Source organism: Brevibacillus sp. NPDC058079, assembly GCF_042885155.1.
In the GTDB taxonomy this organism is placed as follows: Bacteria; Bacillota; Bacilli; order Brevibacillales; family Brevibacillaceae; genus Brevibacillus.
Genome location: NZ_JBHVSO010000008.1, coordinates 266,714 through 292,465, shown reverse-complemented (window position 1 = coordinate 292,465; position 25,752 = coordinate 266,714). Strand labels below are relative to the sequence as shown.

General features: G+C 47.4%; 28 protein-coding genes, 1 riboswitch and 1 other annotated feature. Of the genes, 16 read left to right on the top strand and 12 right to left on the bottom strand.

The features are described from left to right. Positions 1–27: 27 nt before the first annotated feature. The 5 genes from ACFVS2_RS23650 (at position 28) to ACFVS2_RS23630 (ending at position 5,552) form a co-directional block, all read left to right on the top strand. On the top strand, positions 28–711 hold the full coding sequence (locus ACFVS2_RS23650; protein WP_007722570.1) for a response regulator transcription factor: 684 nt from the start codon (positions 28–30) through the stop codon (positions 709–711). After that, positions 708–2,204 (top strand): sensor histidine kinase, encoded by a 1,497-nt coding sequence (locus ACFVS2_RS23645; protein ID WP_390238244.1) that lies wholly within the window; start codon positions 708–710, stop codon positions 2,202–2,204. Before ACFVS2_RS23650 ends, ACFVS2_RS23645 begins: the two co-directional genes overlap by 4 nt. 49 nt (positions 2,205–2,253) lie before the next feature. Continuing rightward, positions 2,254–2,495, top strand: a binding site (T-box leader). Between the two features lie 92 nt (positions 2,496–2,587). After that, a complete protein-coding gene (locus tag ACFVS2_RS23640; protein WP_007722565.1) occupies positions 2,588–3,088 on the top strand; it encodes an Lrp/AsnC family transcriptional regulator in 501 nt (166 codons plus the stop codon). After that, positions 3,085–4,263 carry an aminotransferase gene (locus ACFVS2_RS23635; RefSeq protein ID WP_390238242.1) on the top strand — a complete coding sequence of 393 codons (1,179 nt, stop codon included), beginning with the start codon at positions 3,085–3,087 and terminating at the stop codon, positions 4,261–4,263. The genes ACFVS2_RS23640 and ACFVS2_RS23635 overlap by 4 nt, the downstream gene beginning before the upstream one ends. 377 nt (positions 4,264–4,640) lie before the next feature. Continuing rightward, complete coding sequence (locus tag ACFVS2_RS23630) at positions 4,641–5,552, top strand: aminoglycoside phosphotransferase family protein (RefSeq protein ID WP_390238239.1); 912 nt, start codon at positions 4,641–4,643, stop codon at positions 5,550–5,552. A gap of 71 nt (positions 5,553–5,623) precedes the next feature. Here the strand turns inward: ACFVS2_RS23630 and ACFVS2_RS23625 are convergent, their stop codons facing one another. From ACFVS2_RS23625 to ACFVS2_RS23600, 6 genes are all read right to left on the bottom strand, one after another. Continuing rightward, positions 5,624–6,679: a TolC family protein gene (locus tag ACFVS2_RS23625; RefSeq protein WP_390238236.1), complete on the bottom strand. Its 1,056-nt coding sequence runs from the start codon at positions 6,677–6,679 to the stop codon at positions 5,624–5,626. A gap of 217 nt (positions 6,680–6,896) precedes the next feature. Next, positions 6,897–7,043 (bottom strand): hypothetical protein, encoded by a 147-nt coding sequence (locus ACFVS2_RS23620; protein ID WP_173621014.1) that lies wholly within the window; start codon positions 7,041–7,043, stop codon positions 6,897–6,899. Further along, on the bottom strand, positions 7,036–7,227 hold the full coding sequence (locus ACFVS2_RS23615) for a hypothetical protein (RefSeq protein ID WP_390238234.1): 192 nt from the start codon (positions 7,225–7,227) through the stop codon (positions 7,036–7,038). Before ACFVS2_RS23615 ends, ACFVS2_RS23620 begins: the two co-directional genes overlap by 8 nt. A 151-nt stretch (positions 7,228–7,378) precedes the next feature. Further along, positions 7,379–8,242, bottom strand: coding sequence for a hypothetical protein (locus tag ACFVS2_RS23610; RefSeq protein WP_390238233.1), 864 nt, complete (start codon positions 8,240–8,242; stop codon positions 7,379–7,381). A gap of 218 nt (positions 8,243–8,460) precedes the next feature. Continuing rightward, on the bottom strand, positions 8,461–9,909 hold the full coding sequence (locus ACFVS2_RS23605) for an amino acid permease (protein ID WP_390238231.1): 1,449 nt from the start codon (positions 9,907–9,909) through the stop codon (positions 8,461–8,463). 113 nt (positions 9,910–10,022) lie between these two features. Then, positions 10,023–10,208, bottom strand: a riboswitch (Lysine riboswitch). 84 nt (positions 10,209–10,292) lie between these two features. Further along, complete coding sequence (locus ACFVS2_RS23600; protein ID WP_390238229.1) at positions 10,293–10,787, bottom strand: DinB family protein; 495 nt, start codon at positions 10,785–10,787, stop codon at positions 10,293–10,295. Between the two features lie 168 nt (positions 10,788–10,955). Here ACFVS2_RS23600 and ACFVS2_RS23595 point away from each other — a divergent pair, with 168 nt between their 5' ends. Both ACFVS2_RS23595 and ACFVS2_RS23590 read left to right on the top strand, forming a co-directional pair. After that, on the top strand, positions 10,956–11,513 hold the full coding sequence (locus ACFVS2_RS23595; protein ID WP_390238227.1) for a CGNR zinc finger domain-containing protein: 558 nt from the start codon (positions 10,956–10,958) through the stop codon (positions 11,511–11,513). 105 nt (positions 11,514–11,618) lie between these two features. Further along, positions 11,619–12,371, top strand: a complete 753-nt coding sequence (locus ACFVS2_RS23590; RefSeq protein WP_390238224.1) for an alpha/beta fold hydrolase — start codon at positions 11,619–11,621, stop codon at positions 12,369–12,371. On the opposite strand, the gene ACFVS2_RS23585 is transcribed toward ACFVS2_RS23590, so the two are convergent. The 3 genes from ACFVS2_RS23585 to ACFVS2_RS23575 form a co-directional block, all read right to left on the bottom strand. Next, on the bottom strand, positions 12,349–12,747 hold the full coding sequence (locus tag ACFVS2_RS23585; RefSeq protein WP_106834523.1) for a hypothetical protein: 399 nt from the start codon (positions 12,745–12,747) through the stop codon (positions 12,349–12,351). The genes ACFVS2_RS23590 and ACFVS2_RS23585 overlap by 23 nt on opposite strands. 34 nt (positions 12,748–12,781) lie before the next feature. Then, positions 12,782–13,306 carry an ImmA/IrrE family metallo-endopeptidase gene (locus ACFVS2_RS23580; protein ID WP_173621006.1) on the bottom strand — a complete coding sequence of 175 codons (525 nt, stop codon included), beginning with the start codon at positions 13,304–13,306 and terminating at the stop codon, positions 12,782–12,784. A gap of 78 nt (positions 13,307–13,384) precedes the next feature. After that, positions 13,385–13,831: a helix-turn-helix domain-containing protein gene (locus ACFVS2_RS23575; RefSeq protein WP_390238221.1), complete on the bottom strand. Its 447-nt coding sequence runs from the start codon at positions 13,829–13,831 to the stop codon at positions 13,385–13,387. Positions 13,832–14,011: 180 nt separating this feature from the next. Here ACFVS2_RS23575 and ACFVS2_RS23570 point away from each other — a divergent pair, with 180 nt between their 5' ends. The 5 genes from ACFVS2_RS23570 (at position 14,012) to ACFVS2_RS23550 (ending at position 18,415) form a co-directional block, all read left to right on the top strand. Further along, a complete protein-coding gene (locus ACFVS2_RS23570; protein ID WP_017251979.1) occupies positions 14,012–14,206 on the top strand; it encodes a BhlA/UviB family holin-like peptide in 195 nt (64 codons plus the stop codon). Positions 14,207–14,451: 245 nt separating this feature from the next. After that, the gene (locus ACFVS2_RS23565; protein ID WP_390238219.1) at positions 14,452–15,429 is read left to right on the top strand and encodes a homoserine kinase; all 978 of its coding nucleotides are present in this window, start codon (positions 14,452–14,454) and stop codon (positions 15,427–15,429) included. Positions 15,430–15,522: 93 nt separating this feature from the next. Further along, entirely contained in the window at positions 15,523–16,455 is a 933-nt protein-coding gene (locus ACFVS2_RS23560; protein WP_390238217.1) for a cysteine peptidase family C39 domain-containing protein, read from the top strand. Positions 16,456–16,644: 189 nt separating this feature from the next. Beyond that, positions 16,645–17,811, top strand: coding sequence for a dicarboxylate/amino acid:cation symporter (locus tag ACFVS2_RS23555; RefSeq protein WP_390238215.1), 1,167 nt, complete (start codon positions 16,645–16,647; stop codon positions 17,809–17,811). A 142-nt stretch (positions 17,812–17,953) separates the two neighbouring features. Further along, complete coding sequence (locus ACFVS2_RS23550) at positions 17,954–18,415, top strand: hypothetical protein (RefSeq protein ID WP_173621001.1); 462 nt, start codon at positions 17,954–17,956, stop codon at positions 18,413–18,415. A gap of 98 nt (positions 18,416–18,513) precedes the next feature. Here ACFVS2_RS23550 and ACFVS2_RS23545 read toward each other — a convergent pair whose 3' ends face one another. Beyond that, positions 18,514–18,951, bottom strand: coding sequence for a Dps family protein (locus ACFVS2_RS23545; RefSeq protein WP_173621000.1), 438 nt, complete (start codon positions 18,949–18,951; stop codon positions 18,514–18,516). Positions 18,952–19,038: 87 nt separating this feature from the next. Here ACFVS2_RS23545 and mobA point away from each other — a divergent pair, with 87 nt between their 5' ends. Next, entirely contained in the window at positions 19,039–19,671 is a 633-nt protein-coding gene (mobA, locus tag ACFVS2_RS23540; RefSeq protein WP_390238213.1) for a molybdenum cofactor guanylyltransferase, read from the top strand. A gap of 37 nt (positions 19,672–19,708) precedes the next feature. Here the strand turns inward: mobA and ACFVS2_RS23535 are convergent, their stop codons facing one another. Both ACFVS2_RS23535 and fdhD read right to left on the bottom strand, forming a co-directional pair. Next, complete coding sequence (locus ACFVS2_RS23535; protein WP_390238211.1) at positions 19,709–20,284, bottom strand: hypothetical protein; 576 nt, start codon at positions 20,282–20,284, stop codon at positions 19,709–19,711. Positions 20,285–20,315: 31 nt separating this feature from the next. After that, complete coding sequence (gene fdhD, locus ACFVS2_RS23530; RefSeq protein WP_390238209.1) at positions 20,316–21,113, bottom strand: formate dehydrogenase accessory sulfurtransferase FdhD; 798 nt, start codon at positions 21,111–21,113, stop codon at positions 20,316–20,318. 401 nt (positions 21,114–21,514) lie between these two features. Here fdhD and ACFVS2_RS23525 point away from each other — a divergent pair, with 401 nt between their 5' ends. From ACFVS2_RS23525 to ACFVS2_RS23515, 3 genes are all read left to right on the top strand, one after another. After that, a complete protein-coding gene (locus tag ACFVS2_RS23525; protein WP_390238332.1) occupies positions 21,515–22,789 on the top strand; it encodes an L-lactate MFS transporter in 1,275 nt (424 codons plus the stop codon). A 53-nt stretch (positions 22,790–22,842) separates the two neighbouring features. Next, positions 22,843–23,208, top strand: a complete 366-nt coding sequence (locus tag ACFVS2_RS23520; protein ID WP_007722503.1) for a Na-translocating system protein MpsC family protein — start codon at positions 22,843–22,845, stop codon at positions 23,206–23,208. A 194-nt stretch (positions 23,209–23,402) separates the two neighbouring features. Then, a complete protein-coding gene (locus ACFVS2_RS23515; RefSeq protein WP_390238207.1) occupies positions 23,403–25,751 on the top strand; it encodes an FdhF/YdeP family oxidoreductase in 2,349 nt (782 codons plus the stop codon). Position 25,752: the final 1 nt, after the last annotated feature.

The following is a 25,752-nucleotide window of genomic DNA, read 5'->3' as shown; positions in this document are numbered from 1 at the left end:
AGGTAAAATAGAGGTGAGGTGAAAGAAATGAGCCTAAACAAAGGCATTAAAATATTGCTTGTCGATGATGAACCGACCATCCTGCAATTTTTGGAGATGGGTCTTGAAAATGAAGGTTTTCAAGTATTGACGGCACAAGATGGGATGACTGCCGTGACCATGGTAAAGGAGCATCAGCCCCATGTCGTCATTCTCGATGTGATGATGCCAGGCATGGACGGCTTCGAGGTATGCCGGATGTTGAAAAAGATACAGAATGTAGCAACGATCATGCTGACAGCCAGAGAAGACGTGGAGGATCGGGTAAAAGGGCTGACGCTCGGTGCCGATGATTATATGATCAAGCCGTTTAGCTTTGAGGAGCTGCTTGCCCGTATTCATGCGCGCATTCGCAATCATTACCCACATCTGCTCTCCAAGGTACATCTCGGCCCCTTCCAGATCGATGACAGGCGAAAGGAAATTACCTACGAAGAAACGCTTCTAGAGCTATCGCCAACGGAATACTCTTTGCTGAAATATTTGGTGACGAATCACGGCTTGGTGCTGAGTAAACCAATGATTTTGGATAACGTGTGGGGCTATGATTTCGGTGGGGAGGAGAACATTGTCGAGGTGTATATTCGCTCCCTGCGTGACAAACTGAACGATCGTCAGCATCGGATCATTCGCACATTGCGCGGTGCGGGCTATCGGGTTGATTTTGTATGACGATGAATCGAAACAATCAATGGGCCGCCTTCCTAGAACCGAACTCTTTGCGTTATCAGCTGTTGTCACGTTCGTTATTTATCTTATCTGGGTTGCTGCTTCTAATCGGCATGATTCAATACTTATTGATGGAGCAGTTCTTGTTTCGCAGCAAAGCGGAAAGCTTGTTAAATCTGGCAGTTACCGTTCCTTATCAGGTCTTGGAAGATACGGAAACGCTCCCGAAATACGATCAGTATGTCAGCGCATTGCTCTCCTTGCGTACACCTGATATCAAGTATGCCTTTATTGACAACGACGCCAATGTGACGGAGCTGTTTGCGAATCCGAGCGAAGGCTATTCCCCACGCTTTCCTGATAGTTTATACCGCGAGATCTTAGCTAGTGGCGTATGCACTTTTAAATATAAAATTTTGGAAGGTAGCACTGGGAAGGATTATTTAGTCGTGCTGGCACCTATCAAATCACCTGAACAGCTGCAAGGAATCGTACAACTGAGTACACCTGTCGGCTCGATGCGGGAAGTGCTATTTCCACAGCTGATCATTTTCTTCTCTGCATCTGCACTCGCCTTGCTAATTGGCTTGTTAACCTATGTGCCTGTGCTCCGCCGTACGCTGAACCCACTTTCTCGTATTGAGGTTACAGTTGAGCGGATTAATGCGGGTAATTTGGATGAACGACTGCCGATGGATCAAGGCCAAATGGAGATTGATCAATTATCGGCGGTCTTTAACGGAATGCTGGAGCGGTTGGAAACCTCCTTTAAAATCGAGCAAGAAGCTGGAGAACGGATGCGACGCTTTGTAGCAGACGCTTCGCACGAATTGCGAACACCGCTGACATCCATCCATGGTTTTTTGGAGGTGCTGCTACGCGGTGCGGCGGCAAATCCCGAACATTTGCAGAAAGCTTTGAAAAGCATGCACGGCGAGACAGAGCGGCTGAACAAACTGGTCAACGATTTGCTCTACCTGGCTCGGATGGATCGGGAACCGGCTTTTCTTTTGCAAGAAGGGCAGTTGGACGCGGTCGTGCACAGTATGGAATCGCAGCTCATGGTCCTGGCAGGTGACCGAAACGTTCATTTCCGCGTAGAACCGAATGTTACGGCTACTTTCGATTGTGACGGAATGAAGCAAGTTATTCTCAATCTGTTTCAAAATGCGGTGCAGCATACTGACCCTGTGAACGGTGAGATCGAGCTTACATTGAGCAAGATTGCCAATGGGATTGAACTGACGTTCAGAGATAATGGGGCAGGGATCGCACCGGAGCATGTCCCGCATGTATTCGACCGTTTCTATCGGATTGAATCCTCACGCGCACGCAAAAGCGGAGGTGCTGGCTTGGGGCTGTCGATCACCCAATCCATCGTAGAAAATCATCGTGGAAAAATTGACGTACAAAGCAGCTTGGGAACTGGGACCGTGTTTCGCGTCTGGTTGCCTAACGGTTTGAAAGAGGTCCAGAAGACAGAAGTTGTTGGTTGACAATGAGAGAAAACGTCATTTATAATCTGAGACATTCAATAAAACAACCAACACAGCCGTGAAAAGGAAAGTAAAAAAGGGATTTTGACGTCCAGAGAGTTGCCTGTTAGCTGAGAGGGCAGCCGCGAACTCTTTTTGAAAGCCACCTTGGAGCTCTGCTTTTGAAAATGCCAAGTAGAAAGCAGCGGATGGCCCACGTTATGGGGCGCATGTCTTTGTAGACAGCACGAGTTTGCCTTTTGTGAGAGAGGCAAAAAAGCTGAGTGGTAACGCGATACCTTCGCCTCAGCAATCAGATTCATGGAAATCATGAGTCTGGTTGCTGGGGCTTTTTGCATTATGAGGTTGTGTAAAAAATAAAGAGAAAACTGGAGTGGTGGGGCATGGATCGCTTGAAGCAAAGAGAGCTGTTACACCTGTTGGAAGAAGACAGTCGCATGAGCGCTGAGCAAATCGGAAAAATGATCGGGGAGCCGACCGAGGTCGTTGAACAGACGATTGCAGCATTGGAAGCCGAGAAGGTCATTGTCAAATATCCAGCGCTGGTGAACTGGGAGCGTGTGGACGATCATCCGTACGTGAACGCCATGATTGATGTGAAAGTGACGCCGAAGCGCGATGTCGGCTTTGATGAAGTGGCGGAGCGAATCTGCCGTTTCCCAGAAGTGAAGGCTGTTTACTTGATGTCTGGTGCAAGCTATGACTTGTCGATTATTTTGGAAGGCAAAACGATGAAAGAGGTAGCCACTTTTGTTTCGCAAAAGCTGTCCACTCTCGATTCCGTTGTCTCAACAGCTACACACTTTATTTTGAAACGTTACAAGCACGATGGCATTGAGCTGGAAGATCGTGACGAAGATCACAGGATGGTGGTTACGCCGTGAATACACAAGTCAAAGTCAAAAACCGTTTATCCAATACAGTTCAATCATTGAAGCCATCAGGCATTCGCCGCTTTTTCGATTTGGCAGCATCGATGGAGGGAGTCATTTCCTTAGGTGTAGGGGAGCCTGATTTCGTTACTCCTTGGCGCATGAGAGAAGCTTCGATTTCTTCGCTGGAGCGTGGACATACAGCTTATACATCCAATGCAGGTATGCTGCCATTGCGTGTGGAAATTCAGAAATACTTGGAAGAACGTTTTTCTGTCAGCTATCATCCAGAGACAGAAATTCTCGTGACGGTTGGTGCCAGCGAAGCGATTGATATCGCACTGCGTGCCATTCTCGATCCGGGTGATGAAGTGTTGGTTGTGGAACCTTGCTATGTCTCCTATGAACCAGTCATTCGCTTAGCTGGCGGGGTGCCGGTTTTCCTGAAAACAACGATGGAAAACCAGTTCAAGCTGACACCGCAAGAGCTGGAGACGCACATCACCGCGCGTACAAAAGCAATCATCTTCTGCTATCCAAATAACCCGACTGGGGGGACTATGACGGCTGAAGAGTGGAAAACACTTTTGCCGATCATTGAAAAGCACGACCTCATGGTGATCTCCGATGAGATTTATGCGGAACTTACCTACGGCCGAATGCACGATAGTATCGCGGCTCTGCCAGGGATGAAAGATCGGACGATCCTGATCTCCGGTTTTTCCAAAGCATTCGCGATGACCGGCTGGCGTCTGGGATATGTCTGCGCGTCGCCTGATTTGCTCGCAGGCATGCTGAAAATCCATCAGTACACCATGCTGTGTGCACCGACAATGGCTCAGATGGCTGCATTGGAAGCTCTGCGTCATGGACGTTCTGATATGGAAAGAATGATTGAGAGCTACCGTCAGCGCCGCAATTATGTGGTAGATGGATTCCGTCAAATCGGATTGACTTGCCACGAGCCGGACGGAGCATTCTACGCATTCCCGTCTGTAGCTTCTACAGGTCTCAGCTCTTCAGAGTTTGCAGAGAAGCTGCTGATGGAGGAAAAGGTAGCTGTCGTACCTGGAGATGTGTTCGGCGAAAGCGGACAGGGGCATATCCGTTGTTCTTATGCAACATCGATGGAGCAGTTGAAGAAGGCTCTAGAACGTATGGAGAGCTTGATGGGACGACTGTCATAACATTTTCCGGGAAATAAAGGGGGGCGGCTTTCGAAGCTGTCCCCTTTGTTGCGAAGTGGCTGTGGTGGGGAAGAAGCTCATTTCCAGTCTACGCTTCGGCCTACGCCCCGCAAGGGGGATTCACTGGCCGCTTCGGAAAAAATGGCGGGAGCGCTTCAAACCAGAAAACGCGAATGCGTTTTTGTATGTAATAAAAGCTGAAATTCCCCGCCATTTTTTCCGAAGCTGAGTTGTGCTCCAGAGGCGCTTAACTGGAAATGCGCTTCTTCTTACGCGGCTGTGGGAAGGGAACAGCTTGAAAACTGGTGTAAGAAGAATGATTGAAGGTAGGGCAAGAAGTTTTAAAGCCACAAGCCTTTTTAGGAGGAGATTCCTTAATGATTTCACTGCCAACCCAATTTACCCAAACAATTATGGGCGTACATAAAGAAGAGGGGCGTCTCTGGCTGGATTCCTTTCATGAGTTGATTGCCGATTGCGAAGAACGGTGGTCTCTAAAGGTGCTTGAGCCGTTTCCACTCTCCTATAACTTTGTCGCACCAGTTGTGTTGCAGGATGGGAGAAACGCAGTGCTGAAGCTGGGCGTGCCTGGACAGGATTGGCAAAGAGAGCTGGCAGCGATTCGGGCTTTTGCAGGGCGGGGAATGGTGCAGCTACTCAATGCTGACGAGGAAAAAGGGATCATGCTTTTGGAGCGCATCATGCCAGGGGAGACACTGGATATGCTGAGTAGTGAAGACGAGCGAATTCAATGCGTGGCGGACGTGATCAAAAGGATGCATACCCCCATTTCGAGAGTTGGCAAGCGTACGTCTATGTTTCCGACGATAGCAGACTGGGCTGTGGGACTGGAAGAGATTCGCCCTCATTTCCAAGGGGGGACAGGACCGATTCCCGAGCAAATGGTGGAGCGGGCCATGCAATGGTACAAAAAACTTCTCTCCACACAAAAAGAACAGTGCCTGCTGCATGGTGATCTTCATCATGAAAATATTTTGCGCGCTGAGAGAGAGCCGTGGCTGGCAATTGATCCAAAAGGGCTGATCGGGGAGACGGAATACGAGGTGATTCCGTTTTTGCTGAACCATTTGCCAGAGGATGGGATAGAAGAAGTAATGAAACAGCGGGTCGATGGGCTGACGAAGGCGCTGTCTTTGCAAAAAGAGAGAGTGTTGGCGTGGGCGTATTGCCACAGTGTGCTATCGGCTTGGTGGTTCATAGAGGATTTTGGTGTAGACGGTGGTCGTCTGGTGATGCCGGGAGTTTTTGAGAGGCTAATAAATGAGTAAAGGCTTCACCCTGTGGGATGAAGCCTTCTTTATTTTAAATGAATAAATGAGATCCTTCGTTATACGAAATATTAATAGCCAGTTGACTGATTCAAGGTGGTAGCAGCGAGATTGTATTGATAAACCGATTCGATTGCTTTTGTTTCGGAGTCAAACAGGTTTGCTTCGTCTTCCATCAGTTCTTTCATCGATGCTTTTCCTAATCTATATTGATCGATTGTTGCCTGATAGCGCTCCAATGCGGTTTCTTTCTTTGTCGTACTTTCCTCAAAAGTCTTTTTCGCTGCCAGTATCTTCGTATAGTTGTCACTTACTTCTTGGCTGACTTTCTTTTGTGTCTTTTGTTTTTGCAGTTCCGCTTTTTTGTGCTCGTTTTTTGCGATTGTACCTTTATGTGTACTGAGTGCGGAATACTCTGCCGTGTAATCAATTCTTACTTGGGCAAAGTCTATTTCTGCTTGTGCCTTGATCATCTCAGGACGTTTTTCAAAAGCTTTTGCATGCAATTGCTCCAGGGAAAGCAGCTCATGCTGGGTCAGATCAGTAGCGGTCATTTTCCATTGTCTGTCCGCTTTTTCATTCAATAAATCGTTGAGCTTGGCCAATGCTTGTTTGTAGCTGGTTTCAAGGGCAGCAAGATTTTTGTGAGCTTCTGTTTCTTGGGAGTCCAACCAGTACTGTCTTTGCAAGCTTTTCTTCTGCGCTTTGATTTTTGCGTCTAATGACTGGACTTCGAAGAATGCTTTTTGCACTTGCAATTGTATGGTGTTTTTTTGCGTATTCAGGGCGACTTCATCGACAACTACTTCTTTGACCGCTTTGGCTGCGTCTTCGAATTTCTTTTTTGCATCAGCCAGAGTCATGATGTCGGCTTTTTTGATTTCTTCTTTTTCTCTCAGTGTGATGGATGTCTCGTACTTCGTAATATCTAAATCAAGCCGAAGCACCTCCAGATCAACGCTGTTCTTTATTGCCTGTTCGACTGCGAAATCTAGCGATAAAAGGGAAACATCCGTCTGTTCAGCAGTGGCCACGAGTGGTGCGGCCAGAGCCATATGGGCGCCACCTGTGAGGAGAGAAGTGACTAATGTTGTGCTGTAAATGTGTTTGAAGAGCCTGGATTTCATGGGGCAACCTCCTGATCATATATGCAAGAATTTGATAACGATTCTCATTATCAAATCCATGAAAAGTATATATTTCCAATAGAATTTCGTCAATAAGAAAATGTTTTTTCATCATGTTCTTGGTCAGAAATTCAAAAGGAATCCCCTTCAGGAAAAAGGCAAAGTGAGCATCTGCCTGTTTCCCCAAAGGGGATTTGTTCTTCGTGATGGGAAAGAACTATTCTTTGTCCCTGTTTTCTTTTTTTGCCGCAGCCGTCTTTGCAGTTTGGTCCAATGTCCCTTCCTTTGGTGTAAGGGAATAACCATGCATATTGCTTCCGTTATAACCCATGTCCGGTTTTTCCTTTGAGATGCGATCAGTCATTTGCGTCCCCCTTATTTTGCCCAGTGGGTGTAGAGTCTTGCTGCACATACGGATTGTCGATGTCATTTGGTTCCTTGTCTAGATTGGTACGGATTGCGATTATTGGGCTATTCGGAGGTTGAGCGATCAGTCTGTCATCCAGTTGTTTGAAATCAGGCAGGTCGTTTTCGCGATTGTCATCCATGTTCGTCTCCTCCTTTACGGGTTAGTATGTCCACCATCTGCCTGCCAATTTCCTTAACTGGAAAAGGAAAGAGACTGGTACTACACACGAAAAAACAGCCCCAGTCCCAGGAAAAGTTCGGGCGGAGGCTGTGACGATCATCTTTGTGCAGTTAACTCGTTTTCTTGGCTAGGATCTTCATAAAAGAGGCAAGATTCGTTTGTAGCAATGGTGTGAAGGTTGAAAAGGAAGTATTTTCAGCGAGCGTATTCATTTGACGAACAAATTCAGTGGCGTCCTTTGTATTTACATTCTCAAAGCGGTTAGCGATTTTTGTATTTTTTAAATCGGAGAGAAGCGTAGCTTGTTCGTTTCGGTATTGTGCGATCCAGTCTGGACGATGTTGCAGCTTTTTGACGAATTGAATCAGCGTGCTTACTTTCTCTGTTTGATTGGTTGTGGCCGCTTGCATTTTTTTGTAGGCTTCTGGGTCATACCGCTCCATCAGCTTGGACGGATTAACATAGTCGTTCGGCGCCCCATGTGGTTTTTGCGGAAGCTCTACGTAGCTGGCACTGCCAGTTGCAGGGTCAACCTTTCGTGTTTTGGCGACTCCAGCAAGCAGCTGGAGGGTATCCAAAAATTCAGCAGCATTTTTTTCATCACCCATGTATTGGTCTGCCAAATATTTACCTTGGGTTAAACCGACTTCTACCAAAGCAGTTCTTTCTTCATCCGTGTAAGTGGATTGGGAGTTGAAAAAATTTTGCTCCAGGATGTGGTCAAAGCCTTTGCGAGCCTCGGGTGGTTTATCTGCGAAAATTTTATCCAAACGCTCATTAATCTCTGTGCTAAAGAAAAATTGGACGCTGTGATGTTCGATGGCATCAGCAGGTAGCTCGCGTGCCTTGTGTGAACGAAGGTCTACAGTATCGGGCTTGGGCAATCCCAGACTAGTTCCTGTCACCATTTTGGGTGCAGGTTGGTTAGTTGGAAGCTGGGGGGTTAGGTAGCGGGTATTCGATTGGATTTGCATGTTCTACTCTCCTCACATGGATTCATGTTCAGTCGTGATGGCAGGAGATCTGGTTACCTTTTATCAGATGACTGGTATGAGCTGTGAGAACGGAAGGAAACGGATCTCAATTGCTTCTTGTCTATACTATCGGCTGTTTTTGGTCCATTTTTAATATGCTGGCAAATATGAAAAAGGACTCCCGTTTAGATAACGGAAGTCCGTATTTTTTTCTTCGATTACTTCGTGTATTCATCCATGCTGAAGTCTACTTGTTCAAGCGGGACGAGCTTGGTCTTTTTGGTGATTTTATAAGCGAGCCAAATGATTAAGAAGAGTGGCAGGCCAATGTAAGAGACCAGGACGCCATACCAGTCAATCATTCCACCCACGAATGCGGAGTAGTTTTGCCCCAAAATAACGATACAGCAAATGATGAAGGCAAAAATCGGTCCAAACGGGAACCATTTTGCCCGATAAGGCAATTCGCTTAAGTCACGACCCTGAGCGATAAAGGCTTTGCGGAAACGATAGTGACTAATGGCAATTCCCAGCCAAGCGATGAAGCCTGACATACCGGAAGCATTCAAAAGCCATACATACACTTCACCTTCCCCAAACAGAGAGGACAGAAAAGCAAGGGCGCCAATGAGCGCAGTCAAGATCAAGGCATTGATCGGTACGCCGTTACTTGTTACTTTTGCGAACCATTTTGGTGCGTTTCCTTCTTTCGCCAAGTTCCATAGCATGCGTGTAGAGGCGTACATACCAGAGTTACCAGCTGACAATACAGACGTGAGAATAACGGCATTCATGACAGATGCTGCAAAAGCAAATCCGGCATTTTCAAATACAATCGTAAACGGACTGATCGCAATATCCGTAAGGTCGCCACTGATCAGATTTGGATTATCGTATGGAACCAACAACCCGATGATCAAAATAGCGAGGATGTAGAAAAGCAAGATGCGCCAAAAAATTTGACGGATGGCCTTCGGAATGTTGCGGGCAGGGTCTTCGCTCTCCCCAGCTGCGACACCAACGAGCTCTGTCCCTTGGAAAGAGAATCCGGCAATCATAAAGACACCGAGCAGGGCCATGAAGCCGCCATTGAATGGCGCGTCGCCTTTGGTGAAGTTTTGGAAGCCAACTGCTTGGCCGCCCATAATGCCAAAAATCATCAACACACCCACAATAATAAAGATGATGACCGTTATTACTTTAATCAAGGCGAACCAATATTCTGATTCTCCATAGGCTTTCACAGACAGGAGATTCAAGGCAAACAGCAATCCGAGGAACAAAGCGCTCCACAATATCGCTGGGGTATCCGGGAACCAATATTTCATAATAAGTGCCGAAGCTGACAGCTCGACGGCAATGGTAATCGCCCAGTTGTACCAGTAGTTCCAGCCGAGAGCAAAGCCGAGAGATGGATCGACGAACCGTGTGGCATACGTCGAAAACGAACCGGAAACAGGCATGAAGGACGCCATTTCCCCCAAGCTGGTCATTAAAAAGTAAACCATGATACTAATGGCGAGATAGGCGACTAAAGCTCCACCTGGTCCGGCGGAATGGATCGAGCCTCCACTCGCGAGAAACAATCCCGTCCCAATCGAGCCGCCGATGGCGATCATCGTCAGGTGTCGGGCTTTTAAACCACGTTGCAATTGATTTTGTGACATAAGCTGCTTGCACGACCTTTCTTGATTTTTGAGAAGGAAGGTCGGAAATTAAAAAACCGCCATAGCCAAAAAAATGGCATAGGGCGGTATCATCCAATCCCCACCAAGCCTTCACTGAAGATAGCTCACCACGTTTGCTTGGCATGCAAACGTGACAGTTCTGCCTCTTTCGAGTACAGCCCCAACCCAATCGCACAGAGACGCGATATGAGCTTCGGCGGATTTTCCTTACCTGGAGTCATTGATTTTCTCTGAATCTCGTACAGGATGATATAAAAGCCGCGACCTCTATCCCCACCGTGAAAGATGAGGATAACATGTATGAAATTATGTGATTTAACAACTATAAAGGATTGTTCGGGATTAATCAATGTGAAATTTTGTTATTCAAATGAGCGTCTGGCAGGCCAGGAGCCTTGCAGCTTGCGAATTTGGACGATTTGTCCTGTATGAAACGCATCATGCAAGACAAGACTCATTACGGCCTGGTAAATGGGTTTATAGGTAGCCATCTGGTTTAACTCTTCATCCGTCAGCAAGGAAAGCTTTTCATGAATGTGGTGATGGACGCTTTCCATTCGTAAGAGGGTAGCTTTCCAAGCGTCTTCGTCATCTGGACCACCGGATGGGGTGAAGGTATCATCGTTCGTCACAGCGGAGCCAGGAAATTCGGTGCCCAAAAGACGATGCAACAGGCGTTCTTTGTAATAAAGCAGGTGGCTGACGTTTTCCCAGATTGTGTTGGCTGCTTCTCCCACAGGGCGCCAGTTTGCCTCCGCTACTGATACTCCGGCAAGCGCTTCTTTTAAGGGTGGATACCAGTCTTCCTTGTCATAGGCACATTCCCATCCGTGCAAAAGCAATTCCTTCCGATTCATACGCTTCCTCCTCGTCTGTGAAACAGATTGATGAAACGCTATAATAGCTGTAAGAAATGATTGTGTAACCAGTTAATTCAATTACGATAGTTACAAATAAAGATTACCATATCCTGTATGGTCATACAAGAGAGAAAAATGAAGGGTTTCGTCAGGAGAGTTGATGACATGGACTGGCTTTGTATCGATTTTTTAAATAGTGATTGGCGGGATTGGCGCGGTTCTGGTCGTGGGGAAAATCGTCTGGAGAAAGAGGAATGGCTGTCATCCTTTTTGCAGACATACAAGCTAACCGCACCGCTGCCGATGAATGAGGCGTGTGCCGCGTCTCTTTTGCAATTGCGGGAGCGTTTGAGACGTATGCTAGAGGCCGTAATCCGTGGAGACCGATTCCAAGAGGAGGACCTTGCGGAATTGAACAAAGTGTTGGCTCTCGCTCCTTTTCATACGCAGGTGTTGTATGTAGATGAGGAGGGCGGCTACAGGCAAAAGCAATCCAGCCAAGCAGAGGGATGGTCACTCGTCATGGCACAAATTGCAGCTTCTTTCGCGGAGTTGCTTGCCCCACAGCATCTGGAGCGAATCAAAATATGTGACAACGAGGATTGCCGCTGGGTGTTTTATGATGAAAGCCGCAACCGGGTGCGCCGCTGGTGTGATGACAAAATGTGCGGAAACCTGATGAAGGTGCGCCGTTTTCGTGAGCGGCAGAAGGAAAAAGGTTAATGGAGCCTTAACCAAAGACCGTCGGGATTTTGTCTCTGACGGTTTTTTCTATGTTTGAGACATAATAAGTAGCATATACATGGGAACGGAAACGAGGTGGGTAGGATGAGTCAAGCGCGCAAAAAATGGTTTCAGGCACTCGTATTGGTGACACTTGGAGCGATTTGTCTGGCTATATGGTATTTGCAGCCATATCAGCCCGATCAGGCAGCGTTAACGGCCATGCAAGGCGGTGAAGGGATTACGGTTATGGATACGAATGACTGGATTATTTTCCAAGGCGGGGAGTCACGCGAACCGGGACTCATCTTGTATCCAGGAGCACTTGTCAAACCGGAGAGCTATGCACCGATTGCCCGTGCCTTGGCAGGCTCCGGCTACCATGTTTTTCTCGCACGAATGCCGCTGAATTTGGCTGTAAGTGATCTGACGCGAGCCACACAAGTATTGAAGGCGTACCCGAATAAAACGTTTGTCATCGGAGGACATTCGCTTGGTGGTACTATGGCAGCTCAATTCGCAGCAAACCACCCGGACCGAATCAACGGCGTGTTTTTACTGGGAGCATATCCGAATAGTCAGGGGAACTTGAAGAAGGTGAATTTGCCTGTGCTGTCTTTGCTCGGGTCTCGCGATGGAGTGATCAATATGGAAAGGTTTATGGAGAGCAAGCAATATTTGCCCGATCGTACCGTGTACATGTCCATAGAAGGGGGGAATCACTCCCAGTTCGGAAGCTATGGATCGCAGGAGGGCGACCAGCCAGCTGCCATTACCCCGCAGGAGCAGTGGCAGCAAACAGTGGCAGCAATCAAGGATTGGCTGCTTAATGAGGTTACGATGATGAACGTGGAATAATACCGGATACAACACCTGTAATGCGAATGTTTTCCGAGGGGAGTAGCAAGGGGGTGTCTTGCTCGCGTGTGGTTGTAAACAGACATTCCAATGGATTGACGTCTGCTGCGATGCGCACAAGAAACTGCCCCTCCTGTCGGATCAACACAGGTCTGTCTTTTACAGGCTCCATCGAAAAGTCTGAGATCAAGAGAGCATCTCCGGGAAAAATACCGAGACCACGAAGGCCATCATCTCGCATGATGAGAGCAAAGCGGGCCACGTGATAGCTGGCTACCTGCAAGGAGGGTAACAGCGACAGCTCCTCGTCTTGGTCCAAGGCGAGATCAAAAAAATGAGTCGTGTATGCATCTCCGGCAATAAAGACTCGTTTCATCAGGTATCGCCTCCTTCATAACTAGCGTCTTAATTTATCCATAGACGGGAAAGCCTTTGGCATACAGTCGGCTCAGTATGCGCTCAAAACGGGCGCGAGCAAGAGGCATCGGTACCTGAAAGCGCTGAGCCAACATAGCCGGAGCGTTGTATCGCGAGCAATCGGCAAGCAGGGGGCTCATCATGTAGATGGGGAGCAGCAAATGCTCGGCAAAATGATTCGCCTGCGATTCTTGCCAGTCAATCATCCATTCGCTGCTTTGGGGCTGAATGCCTTCATGAAGGAGCAAATGTCCGAGCTCATGCGCGATTTTAACCCGCTGGGTAGCCGGATCGAGTCGCTCGTCCACCGCAATGACATAACGTCCCGGAGAAAAGGGATGCGCGTGTGCACGACTCCTGCCGCAAATACGATGGATCTCGATGCCGTACGTTTCGCACAGCAGATGCAGATCGATTTGTTCGGGCTGGTCGATGCCGTGATGCTGAAGCAACAAGTACACGCGACTCTCGAGCCATGTTTGCGGTTCGCAGATTTCTTTCAAAAGGGAGTGAAGCATCAAGGACCTCCTAAATGAATGGTGAGGAACGTACGTTCTGCTTTGTGCTGAAAAGAAAACCCCGCACTGGGGTTATTTTTATTTTTTTTTGATGTCTTCCGTGATGTCAAACAAAGACGGAGGTCGTTCCTCGCGTACTTTATGGACTTTCCACTGTTTCTTCAAGTCGTACCAGTAGCGGCGAATTTCTTTTTTCTCCTCTTCTGAAGCGTCCAGATACCCGTCTAGGAAATAGTAGTCGTCTGGGTCATCGATCTTTTCCTGCAAGAGCTCGTCCAACGAACGTTGATTTGTCTGCTCAGTTGCGGGGAGGATATAGGCTGTGACTTCATCTGTGCGGCCCAACAACCAATCGGTCGTGACGTCCAGCACATCAGCCAATTGTCGCAGCATGTCATTCGGTGGTGTGCTGTGGTTGTTCTCGTAGTTACTGATCGTCCCCTTGGTCGTGCAGACATGCTCTGCCAACTCTTCCTGGGTCAGACCTTTTGTCTTACGAGCTGTGCGTAAGCGCTGAGATAGCATGAGCGTGCCAGTCCTTCCTGTGAGGATGTACAAATTTATTGTACTAAATGAGAGGGAAAAAGAAAAGTATGGATATTAATTTTGTTTTCAACGAATTATGTACAAGCCTTTTGTACAAAATACAGATAAGGACGGTGCAGGAACACTCGTTCTGTACAGTGACAAAAGGGGAGATCAAACATGGAAGATCAAGTAACAACCGTATTACTTCAGCAAGGGCCATTTGCTGCTTTGTTTGTCTGGTTGTTGTTTTATATTATGAAAGCAAATCGCGAGCGCGAGGGGCGCTTACAAGACTTGTTGGACAAATACAGCGACAAATATGATCTGATCCTCGAGGAATTGCGCGAGATCAAAGGAAAAGTGAAGAAATAACGCTTTTTGACATCAAACCTTCTGATGAGCGTGACGAATACGAATCCGAATCCGAATCCATTACTTATGTTGCCCGATTCCTTGAAGAGCTTATTCAGCAAGGGGGACAAATCCTTGCAGCCTGTACCAGACCTTGATCGGCCTTTAGCCCTTCAAGGTCCTTTTTTACTTGCAGTGTCCTTTTCCCCATTTACACGTCTTCCATAATAACTTACTAATACTTAGCAAAAAGGAGCAGTATGACTATGCATTTACCCGTCGTCTACTCAACCATCTGTGAAAAAGCATTACTGAAAGTACTTCAGGATGCATATCCAACCGAACAAATACAAACGGTACACTACATGCTTCGAGGCATGAACGATACGTACCTCGTGGAGACAATCGATCAAAAACGAATATTCAGGCTGTATCGCAGTGATTGGCGAACAGAGGAAGCAGCAGTCGCGTTCGAGATGGAGCTGTTGCTTCATTTGAACAGACAAGGAGTATCTGTTTCTGTGCCAATTGCGGACGGCTCAGGAAAGCATGTCTTGAGACTGCAAGCAGCAGAAGGCAATCGCTTTGGTACGCTGTTCACTTATGCCTGTGGCAAGGAGCAGGAGATCGATAGCGAGGAACTAAGCGCACGGTTTGGCAGAGCCGTTGCTGAGTTGCATGTCAAAGCAGAAGGTTTTTCCACACAACAAGCTCGCGAGGTGTGGGATGCCAAGACGTTGATTCATCGCCCGTTAGCGATCATCGAGGCACGTCTGCAGCATCGGAAGGAGGATTTTCAATTCCTCCAAAAGCTGGCGATTGAGCTGGAAGCCAAGCTGAACGAGCATATCCGTGCGGGACTAGACTGGGGGATTTGCCACGGAGACCTTCAAGGGAATTTTAATACGAATTTTTGCGAGGACAACACCTGTACCCACTTTGATTTCGACCTGTGCGGATATGGCTGGCGGGCGTATGATCTGGCTGCTTTCAAGCTGAGCCGAATATTGATCGAAGAAGATGACGAACTGGTGGAATCGCTATGGAGTGCTTTCCTAAAAGGATATACCGAGGCTCGTCCCTTATCTGGAAACGATCAGGCTGCGGTGTCGCTTATGACAGGCATTCGCCAATTGTGGCTAATGGGGCTGTGCATGCATGATCCTCATATCATGGGTAGTAGCGAATCGGATGATGCTTTTGTGAATGAGAAGATGGAGTTTTTCAAAAAATTTTTCGCGTAAACGAGAAGTATTTTGCAAAGCGTTGTCAGAAAAACATGCGACCCGAAGTCAATGATAGGTAAGCCATACATTGACGAGAAAGAGGGAGAAAGCATGCTATCTTATATGGGAAGTGGCCACTACTGCTACGCAAATTCATCATCAATGCTTTTGGAGACAATTGGGGAGAAGGTAGCGCCTGCTGTACTCGAGGTACTTTCCGGTGTAGGAGTCGGAGCCATCTGGTATGAGGAGCAAAAAGTCATTTATTTCGGACAAGTGATTCCTGACCGTGGTGTCAGTCATGCGCTAGAACTGCTTGGTTTTCGTTGGACGGAAAGATCAGGAGATGCAGAGGGCGAGCCACCGTTGGCAGAATTACGGCGCGAATTGGAAAAGGGACCCGTGTTACTCGGACCGCTTGATATGGGCTACCTGACGTATAACCCAAATGCTCAGTACTTGGGAGGTGCTGATCATTTTGTTCTTGCGTACGAGATGGATGATCAAGCGATCTACGTGCATGATCCCGCAGGTTTTCCTTTTGTCAGCCTGCCGTTGTCTCAGTTTGTCTTGGCGTGGAAGGCTGAGAAAATCTTTGATAGCCTCTTTTCCTATCATTATTGGACTGCACCAAAGCGTGTAGGTAGTCCGACGGAGGAGGAGCTGGTTGCAAATGCGCTTCGTTTATACCAAGGGATCTATCAGGAAAGCGCAGCAGCTGAACCGAACCCTTCGATCCTATACGGAAAGGAAGCGATCTTGCGTGTAGTGAAGCGGATGGAAGATGAAGGTGGACTTTCGCCAGCGGAAATGGGCCACTTATCCTATTTTGCTTTCCAGCTAGGGGCGAGGCGAGCGATGGATTTCGCTGTATTTTTCTCGAAGCATGAGCCAGAGCTGGCGGCGATCAAAGAGAAGCAGGCAAAGCAATTCGGACGTTGTCATACACTGACCGTAGAAAAGAATGAGAAAGAACTCGCGGATGCCATGCGCGTGCTGGCAGATATCGAAGAAGAATTTCGCCAAGCGGTTTGTGCCAAATAATATCGTTCCCCCGAGTGAGTAAGCAACGCTCCTTGGGGGTTTTTCTTTAATTTAAATATTATTACTTTTTTATGATTCATGACAATTACATCCCGGATGTGTTACCTTGATATTCATTCGTCCATGTAAAAGAGACAAAGTCCATTCCATGTGGACATTATTTACCAACACGTATCGGGGGTTCAAGTCATGAAACAGTTAGGTTTACTACCCAAAATTCTGATCGCCATTGTCCTTGGGATCGGGATCGGCTCCATTTCGCCGATTTGGGTTGTGAAAGGATTGGCTACATTTAGTGGCCTGTTTGGAAATTTCCTCGGATTTGCGATTCCGTTGATTATCATTGGATTTATCGCGCCAGGCATTGGTGAGCTGGGCAAAGGGGCTGGGCGTTTGCTTGGGGTAACCACAGGGGTTGCTTACTTGTCTACGATCCTTGCAGGAGCGCTTGCTTATTTGGTCAGTACGAGTATTTTTCCACACATTCTTGAGGTAGGTGGACTGGTGAATCAGTATGCCAACCCGGAGAAAGCACTGGTGAAGCCGTTCTTTACCGTGGACATGCCGCCGATTGTAGGTGTGATGACAGCATTGTTGCTCGCCTTCACCCTTGGTCTTGGAGCGACTGTCATCAAAGGGAACGCCCTGCAAAATGTGATGGTAGACTTGAGAGATATCGTAGAGAAGCTGATCGCTTCCGTCATTATCCCGTTGCTTCCCTTACATATCCTGTCTGTATTTTCAAACCTGACCTATGGTGGACAAGTCACTATGATTTTGTCCGTGTTCGTTAAAGTTTTCGTTATGATTATTGCCTTGCATCTATTCTATCTGTTCGTGCAGTACTTGGTAGCGGGCCAGATGGGACGCAAAAACCCATTCACGCTGATGAAAAATATGCTTCCCGCTTACTTTACCGCGATTGGGACACAATCATCTGCGGCCACTATTCCTGTGACACTGAATCAAACCAAGAAAAACGGTGTGAGCGAAAAGATCGCAGATTTCGTCGTTCCACTCTGTGCGACGATCCATCTTTCCGGAAGCACGATTACGCTTGTCAGCTGTTCCATGGCAGTCATGATGCTAAATGACATGACGACATCCTTTAGCGTGATGTTTCCGTTCATCTTGATGCTGGGCGTAACAATGATCGCCGCACCAGGTGTGCCGGGTGGAGCAGTCATGGCAGCACTCGGATTGATGGAGTCCATGCTCGGATTTACAACTACGTTGACTTCGTTGATGATTGCGCTGTACATCGCGCAGGATAGTTTCGGTACCGCTTGTAACGTTACGGGTGATGGTGCGATTGCGGTGATTACGGATCGTTTGAGCGAGGAGAAGGCGACGTAAAGTCTATTGAAAAGATAATCCCTTGGTTTTCGTGAGGATTTCTTCCAGTTAAATTCCCCCGTTTCCAACTAGTGAGAATTATATTATCATTGGGTATAATTCCATCATTCTACTTTTTGCGAAAAGGGGAATACATAACGCAATGTTTAACGAACGGAAAGCGTTACAAATGACATTGCAGGCCATGCTAGAGCAACGTATGGCACTGCGTCGACAGTATGTCGATCAGGACAAGCAGTTGGGAGCTGACATCAAGCAGCTTTTGAGCCGTATTCGCGAGTTGGATAACGAAGCCGGGATCGGAGACGATGAAAGCTCAGAGGATGAAACTATGTCAACAGAGGAATTTTCCGACGATCTGATGAAGCGAATGAAGGTAAGAAAGGCTCACATTCGTCACGATTATTTGGAAGTTGCGAAGCACATCGAGAACCTGTTACGGGAAGCGATGTCTCCGATGTCATTGGCTGATCTCTGCTCCGTGTTGAAAGCACGGCACCAGGTTGAGTTTGCGAGTCCCTACATTGGTGTACAGAAGTCATTAAAGTATCTACCCCAAGTAAAAGTAGAAAAAGACGGGCGGAAACTGATTTTTTCACTCTAGGCAACGAGGGTGAGATAGACAGTTTCACGGAAGGCAAGACCCAAAAAAGGCGATGTGTCTATGCACAATCGCCTTTTGGTGTCTATTGATTTACTTGCTTATTGCAAGAAGGACTTGAGCATCCAAATGTGTTTTTCCAGGCCGCTGCGGATTCCCAAAAGCATATCGGCTGTCGCTTCATCGTCGGCTTGGTCTGCCGTTTCCATAGCCAGCTTCAGCTCGTCTACGAGAATGGAGAAGTCTCTTGCGATCGTTTCTACCATTTGCTCAGCTGTTTCGTTTCCTTCTGCTTCGGTGATGCTCGCTGTGTTCAGACATGCAGCCAAAGTCGCTACAGGCTTTCCGCCGATGGAGAGGACACGTTCAGCGAGGGAATCAAGATTCGCTGCTGCTTCGTTGTACAATTCCTCAAATTTTGCGTGGAGTGTAAAGAAGTGAGGTCCTTTTACATTCCAGTGAAAATTGTGTAGTTTCGTATAGAGGACTGTCCAGTTCGCCACTTGTTTATTTAATACGCTATAGAGTGTGTTTTCCATTGAGAATCTCTCCTTATTTATAATAATTATTTGTTTAAACTTATTATAAACTAATAAGGATTATTGTCAACACCCAGGAGGAAATTTATGCAGCAGCTGCGTATCGGTGCGGTTATTTTAGCGGGCGGAAAAAGCAGCAGAATGGGCTCGCCAAAGCAAAACTTACCGTGGAGGGACGGAACCTTTTTAACAGAGCTAGTAAAAGAAGTACAGACGGTTGGCTTGTCTTGTTTCATTGTAGCGAACGATTTTTCGGATACTCAAGTGACACAAAAGGAACAAATTGATGAACGGCCCGTCACAATTACACCTGATCTGGTACCATCCTGCGGTCCTGTCAGTGGACTGGTTACTGCCTTTCGCGTAAGTTCCGAGGATGCTTTGCTGGTGTTGTCCTGTGATCTTCCCTTTATGGATCGTGGGCAAATTGCCAAGCTTATTGAATTTGCGAGGGAGAGGGACGATTGGGATGTGATCGTCACCCAATCAGAGGGACGCACGCATCCGTTATGCGCAGTGTATCATCGGAGAACGCAGGCTAATTGGGAACGGGCGCTGTTACATGGACAGCGAAAACTGATGTGGACATTAGAGGAGTTGCGGGTGGTGCCATTGCCTGATGAATGGTTGGACCCTTGGGCTGTATTTAATGTCAACACGCCTGAAGAGTACGAACAGGCTAAAATTGAAGAAGAACGCAGAAAGACAGGACATGCTTGAGGTATGTCCTGTTTTTTGTTTGGAAAAAAGGGGCTTGTCATAGAGGGCAATCATACAAGCATTTCTCAGGACAAACCGTATGAATAGTAGTGATCGCTAACGAAAGGAGGGAAGCGCAATGACAAGAAAGTGCAAAAAACAGGGCCAACACCACGGTCACCACTGTTGTTGCAAAAAACACGACAAACATCACGACCACCATTGTTGCGGTAAAAAACACGACAAGCATCACGACCACCACTGTTGCTGCAAAAAACACGACAAGCATCACGACCACCACTGTTGCTGCAAGAAACATGACGATTACTGCGAGCCTCACTGCTGCTGCAAAAAACACGATGAGCCGCATTGCTGCTGCAAAAAGCATGAACAGTGCCACGATCACTGCTGCTGCTGCTGCAAATGTCATGATTGCAAATGCTGTGAAAAACATGACCACCACTGTTGCAAGAAGCATGAAATAGATGATGAAGACGAAGAAGAGGATGACGACGAAGACGAAGATGACCACCACTGCAAGCATCACAAAAAGAAACATTGCTGGTGCAAATAGAAAATTCCCACGTACAAAGAACAAAAGCCCGAGAGCTAACTCGGGCTTTGAGATTACCAACAGCTTGTCCCGCTTTTATTTGATTCCTCCTTTAAGGAAGAAGGATTCTCTTTGCTTGTGTATACACGTTCATTTTGTCATTGCGGATAAATCCTACTGCGGTGAGCTTCAGCTCATCTGCCAGTTGCAGGGCGAGATCAGTTGGAGCGGACTTGGACAAAATGATGCCAGCACCAATCTTGGCAGCCTTGAGCAGCACCTCAGACGAGATGCGTCCACTGAAGACAAGAATTTTGTCCGTGGTCGAAATGTCATCTCGCAAGCATTTTCCATAGATCTTGTCGAGAGCATTGTGACGTCCGATGTCGGAGAACTGAAGCAAAACTTCATCCGGTGTACAGAGGGCTGCATTGTGGACGCCACCTGTTTGGCGGTGGATCTCAGACGACGCTTGCAATTCTTTCATCAGGCGCATGCATTGAGCGGGAGTGACAGTTGTTGTGCTTTCAACGGGCTTTGCTGTGCGCGCATCGCTAAAAAAGTAAAAGGATTGTCTGCTTTTTCCGCAGCAGGAGGTAATTCTGCGTTTGGAGTAAAAGCTCTGCGACAAAATCGTTTCTTTATGCAAATCAACGTAGGCAAAACCTTGGGCCTCATTAATCGTAAGCTGTTTGATTTCCGAGTAGCTCTTGATGACGCCCTCGGCTGCGAGAAAACCGATGACCATTTCTTCCAGGTCGGCCGGAGTACATACGATTGTAGCGAATTCCTCATCATTGAGGAAAATCGTGAGGGGGTACTCGGTAACGATTTCGTCGTCTTCCCAGCCATGTTGGTCAGCCGAAATTTTCAACACGGGCAGTCGGGTGGTGATGGTTAGTTCGGACATACGGGCCTCCTTTTTGTCGAAAATATGAAGTTTTTATGGCTATTTTGTGAGGAAAATATTGTCGAGTGAACGCTTACATGGTAGTATACTATGTGAGATGAAAAGTGTCATAAAATTTTCGTCTTTCCATGTATGCTTAGCGTAAGGACAGATTGACACGGAGCAGCGACCCTGCCACCGATTATTTTGTAGCCTTGCAGCGAATTACATAGTGAACACAATGCTTGTTGATGCTGATGTAGCGTTCCTGCTGATGATTAACTGCTGTGTTTCATCGTATCCCTCGTTTCCATTTGTGGAGACCTGGGTGAGTCGGTGAAATCAGCAGTTTTTCTTTTTTTCGAGAAGGCTGCTGATGGATCCACAGCATGCGAAAGACCATTGCGAAGGAGATGAATGATTTGGAACAAAAAGTGAAAAACCGCTGGCTCATCGCGTTGGCTGCGGTAGGCATCCACATCTCGATTGGATCGGTATACGCATGGAGTGTATTCACGAAGCCAATTACCGAGCAGTTCGGATGGGACTTGCCAGACGTTCAATTTACGTTTAGTATTGCGATCTTGTTCTTGGGGCTGTCTGCTGCCTTCCTCGGTCATTATGTAGAAAAGCACGGCCCGCGCAAAGCTGGCATTCTCGCATCTATCTTTTTTGGAGTAGGAACTGTCGGGGCTGGCTTGGCGATTCAAATGAGCAGCTTGCCTCTGTTGTACTTATGTTATGGAGTGCTGGGCGGTATTGGACTTGGGGTAGGCTATATTACGCCAGTATCGACGCTGGTCAAATGGTTTCCGGATCGCCGTGGTTTAGCAACAGGTCTTGCGATTATGGGCTTCGGCTTTGCTTCCATGATTGCCAGTCCGATTATGAACGCTTTGATTGCAAATGTAGGAATCGCGAACACCTTTTATATTTTGGGCATTATTTATTTCGTTGTGATGTTGGCTTCGGCTCAATATTTGGCTCCACCCCCAAAAGCCTGGGTACCGGCTGGATTTTCCGCTGAGGGAACAGCTGGCAGCAAGCAAATCAAAAAAGATTTGTGCCAATTGACTGCCAACGAAGCAATCAAGACACGCCGTTTTTACTGGCTGTGGCTGATGCTGTTTATTAATGTGACATGTGGAATCGCGGTTATTTCGGTAGCATCGCCGATGGCGCAAGAAATGGTGGGCATGTCTGTCGGAACAGCAGCTCTGATGGTAGGGTTAAACGGTTTGTTCAACGGTGGTGGACGAATCGGATGGGCGTCTCTGTCTGATTTCATTGGACGACCAAATACGTACACAGCTTTCTTTGCCATCCAAATGGTATTGTTCTTCCTATTGCCGAATTTGTCCAATCCAATTCTGTTCATGGTTGCGATGTTTATCATTATGACCTGTTACGGTGGTGGCTTTGCATCTATCCCGGCATACATTGGTGACTTGTTTGGAACGAAGCAATTGGGCGCGATTCACGGCTATATTTTGACGGCATGGGCTGCTGCCGGCTTGGCAGGACCGATCTTTGCAGCATGGGTTCGCAAGACGACAGATAGCTATACAGGAACTATGAGTGTTTTCGCAGGAATGTTCGTTGTCGCTCTGGTGATCTCGCTATTAGTCCGTCTGGATATCAAAAAACTGAAGGAAGAAGCCAAACAAAGAGAAAAGTCTGTTGAATTGGCTAGTTAATCAATGGTAAAGTTTAAGTAGAGAATGATTTGAAGTAAAGGTGATTTTCCTCGATGAATAAGTTCGAAGCAGAATTCAGTAATTTGGTCAGGGCTTTCCGAAAGCGCCATATGGGAAAGGGACCTAGCAAGATCAGCACCACGTTCTGCAAGAACTGGGCGATTTGCGAGATGGAAGGCAACCTTTCTCCGGTGGAAAAGTTCATCGCCACTTCGGAAGACGGAAAGCAGACATTACGAGCTGCCCGAACCGAAATGGTCAAAGAGATCTATCGGAAACACCAGCCAGTTGACATGGAAGCGTTTCTTGGAGCAAAACTCGTTGATCTATTCGTCGATATTGACATTGAACGGGATTTTGGAATGTCGATCTTTGTTTTTGATCAAGACATCGAAAAAAGAATGAAAAACGAACCGTAAGTCTAAACGAAGCAGCGATCCTGTTCACCGGCTTAGACATAACGGAATTCGCGAAAGCAAACACGAAGTTGAGACTAGGTAGCGAACCTGCCGTAGACAACCACCGTGAACACGCTCTTTTCCTATAGGACAAGGGACGGTTTCATGGTGGTTTTTTCGTTTCAATGGAGTTTATTAGAGGGGAGACAAAAGAAATGGGCAAGACCAAGCATGGCGGACCAATTAAGCTGGATACTTCGTGGAAGCCTTCCTTATGGGCTTCACTGATGCCGATGGGACTCGGAAAAATCAAGCCGCATCACATTCGCGATACGATGAAGGTGGCCTATGACAATCGCGATAATTTGGGCTACGCCTATCGAATTTTAACGCAAGGTGTATGTGATGGCTGCGCTCTCGGCGTATCCGGACTCTACGATCAGACGCTGACTGGCCCGCATTTGTGCACCACGCGCTTGAATGTGCTGCGTCTCAATACGATGTCTGCGATGGATCCAAAATGGTTCGAAGATGTACGGGCGCTACAAAAGTTATCCAGCGAAGAATTGCGCAAGCTGGGAAGAATCCCGTATCCGCTGTCCAGAAAACCTGGAGAAAACAAGTTCACGCGCATTAGCTGGGATGAAGCGCTGAACCGCATTGCGAAAAAAATCAAAGACATCAGCCCAAAACAACTGGCCTTTTTCTTGACAGCTCGTGGTATTACGAACGAGGTATACTACACGGCAGCGAAAATGGCTCGTTTCCTCGGAACCAACAACATCGACAACGCATCACGTATTTGTCACTCGCCGAGTAAGACGGCATTGAAGCGTTCGGTTGGAATTGGTGCATCGAGCTGTAACTATCAGGATTGGATCGGTACTGATGTGCTCGTATTCTGGGGCTCTGTACCAGGTAACAACCAGCCTGTATCGACGAAATACATGTATGCTGCGAAAAAAGCAGGAACGAAAATCATCTTGATCAACCCGTACAGAGAGCCAGCGATGGAGAAGTACTGGATTCCATCTGTACCGGATAGTGCTTTGTTCGGAACAAAGATTGCAGACGATTTCTACCAAGTGAACATTGGCGGCGACATCGCATTCATGAACGGCGTGATGAAGATTTGGTTCGAGATGGAGGAAGCCAAACCAGGTTCTGCGATCAATCATGAATTCATCAAGGAGCACGCGAACGGAATCGAAGAGCTGCGCAAGCATGTGATGAATGAATCGTGGGACAAAATCATTGAATCCTCCGGTCTCAGCCGTGAGCGTATCAAAGAATTCGCGCAACTGCTCGCCAACTCCAAAAATGGCGTATTCGTATGGAGTATGGGACTGACCCAGCACAAATTCGGTACGGACAATATTTCTCAAGTAGCCAATCTGGCTATCCTGCGTGGTTTCTTCGGTCGTAAGCACACAGGTCTCATGCCGATTCGCGGTCACTCCGGCGTACAAGGCTCCGGTGAAATGGGTGCCGATCCATTCAGCTTGCCTGGCGGCGACTTCGAAGAAAAATCGTGGAACCGCATTGAAAAGATCTGGAACTTCCCGATCCCGAAATGGCAAGGGGATATCGTAGGTATTTCTTTGGAAAATGCAGTGTTGCCAGATGGACACGAGCGCAAGACCAGACTGTTCTACACGAGCGGTGGTAACTTCCTGGAGACGATGCCAGATCCGGACTTCATGCAAAAATGCTTGGAAAGCGTAGAGCTGCGTGTACATCAGGACATCATTTTCAATACATCTACGTTGGTGGACGCGAAGGAAGAAGTGATCGTTCTACCGGCAATGACTCGTTACGAGCAGCCGGGTGGCGGTACTTCGACTAGTACAGAGCGTATGGTCTACTTCAGTGCGGAAGTCGAAGGGCCACGTATTGAAGAAGCCCGTTCGGAATGGGAGATTTACGTAGACTTGGCGGCTCGGGTAAATCCAGAGAAAAAGCATCTGATGCACTTCTCCAATGCGGCTGAAATTCGCGCAGAGATCGCCCTAGCGAATCCGAACTACGACGGCATCCAGCATCTGAAAAACCGTGGAGATGTCTTCCAATGGGGTGGCGCATGGTTGTGTGAAGATGGCGTATGCCCGACACCAGACGGACGTTCGAATCTGATCCCGATTGAGATTCCGGATTTGAACAAGCCAGAGGGTCACTTCTATGTAACGACTCGTCGGGGCAAGCAGTTCAACTCGATGGTCTATAGCAATAAAGACCCGTTCAACAATGCGGACCGTTATGATATCCTGATCAATGCAGAGGATGCAAAAGAACTACGCATTGCAGAAGGCGAAAATATCGTCGTTTACAATAAATATGGAACGTTCCAAGGACGGGCCAAATTCGAGGACACCAGACGTGGAAACATTCAAGTACACTGGCCGGAAGGGAACGTACTCATTCCGAAGGGTGTATACGAGACATACGCAGGTATTCCCGAATACAATACAGCCGTGAAGGTTGAAAAAGCGGACACTTTCCACGCCAACAAAGATTTGAAATACGTGGAGAGAGAAGTAGAAGATTTGGAAGTAAACGTCGGCTGAC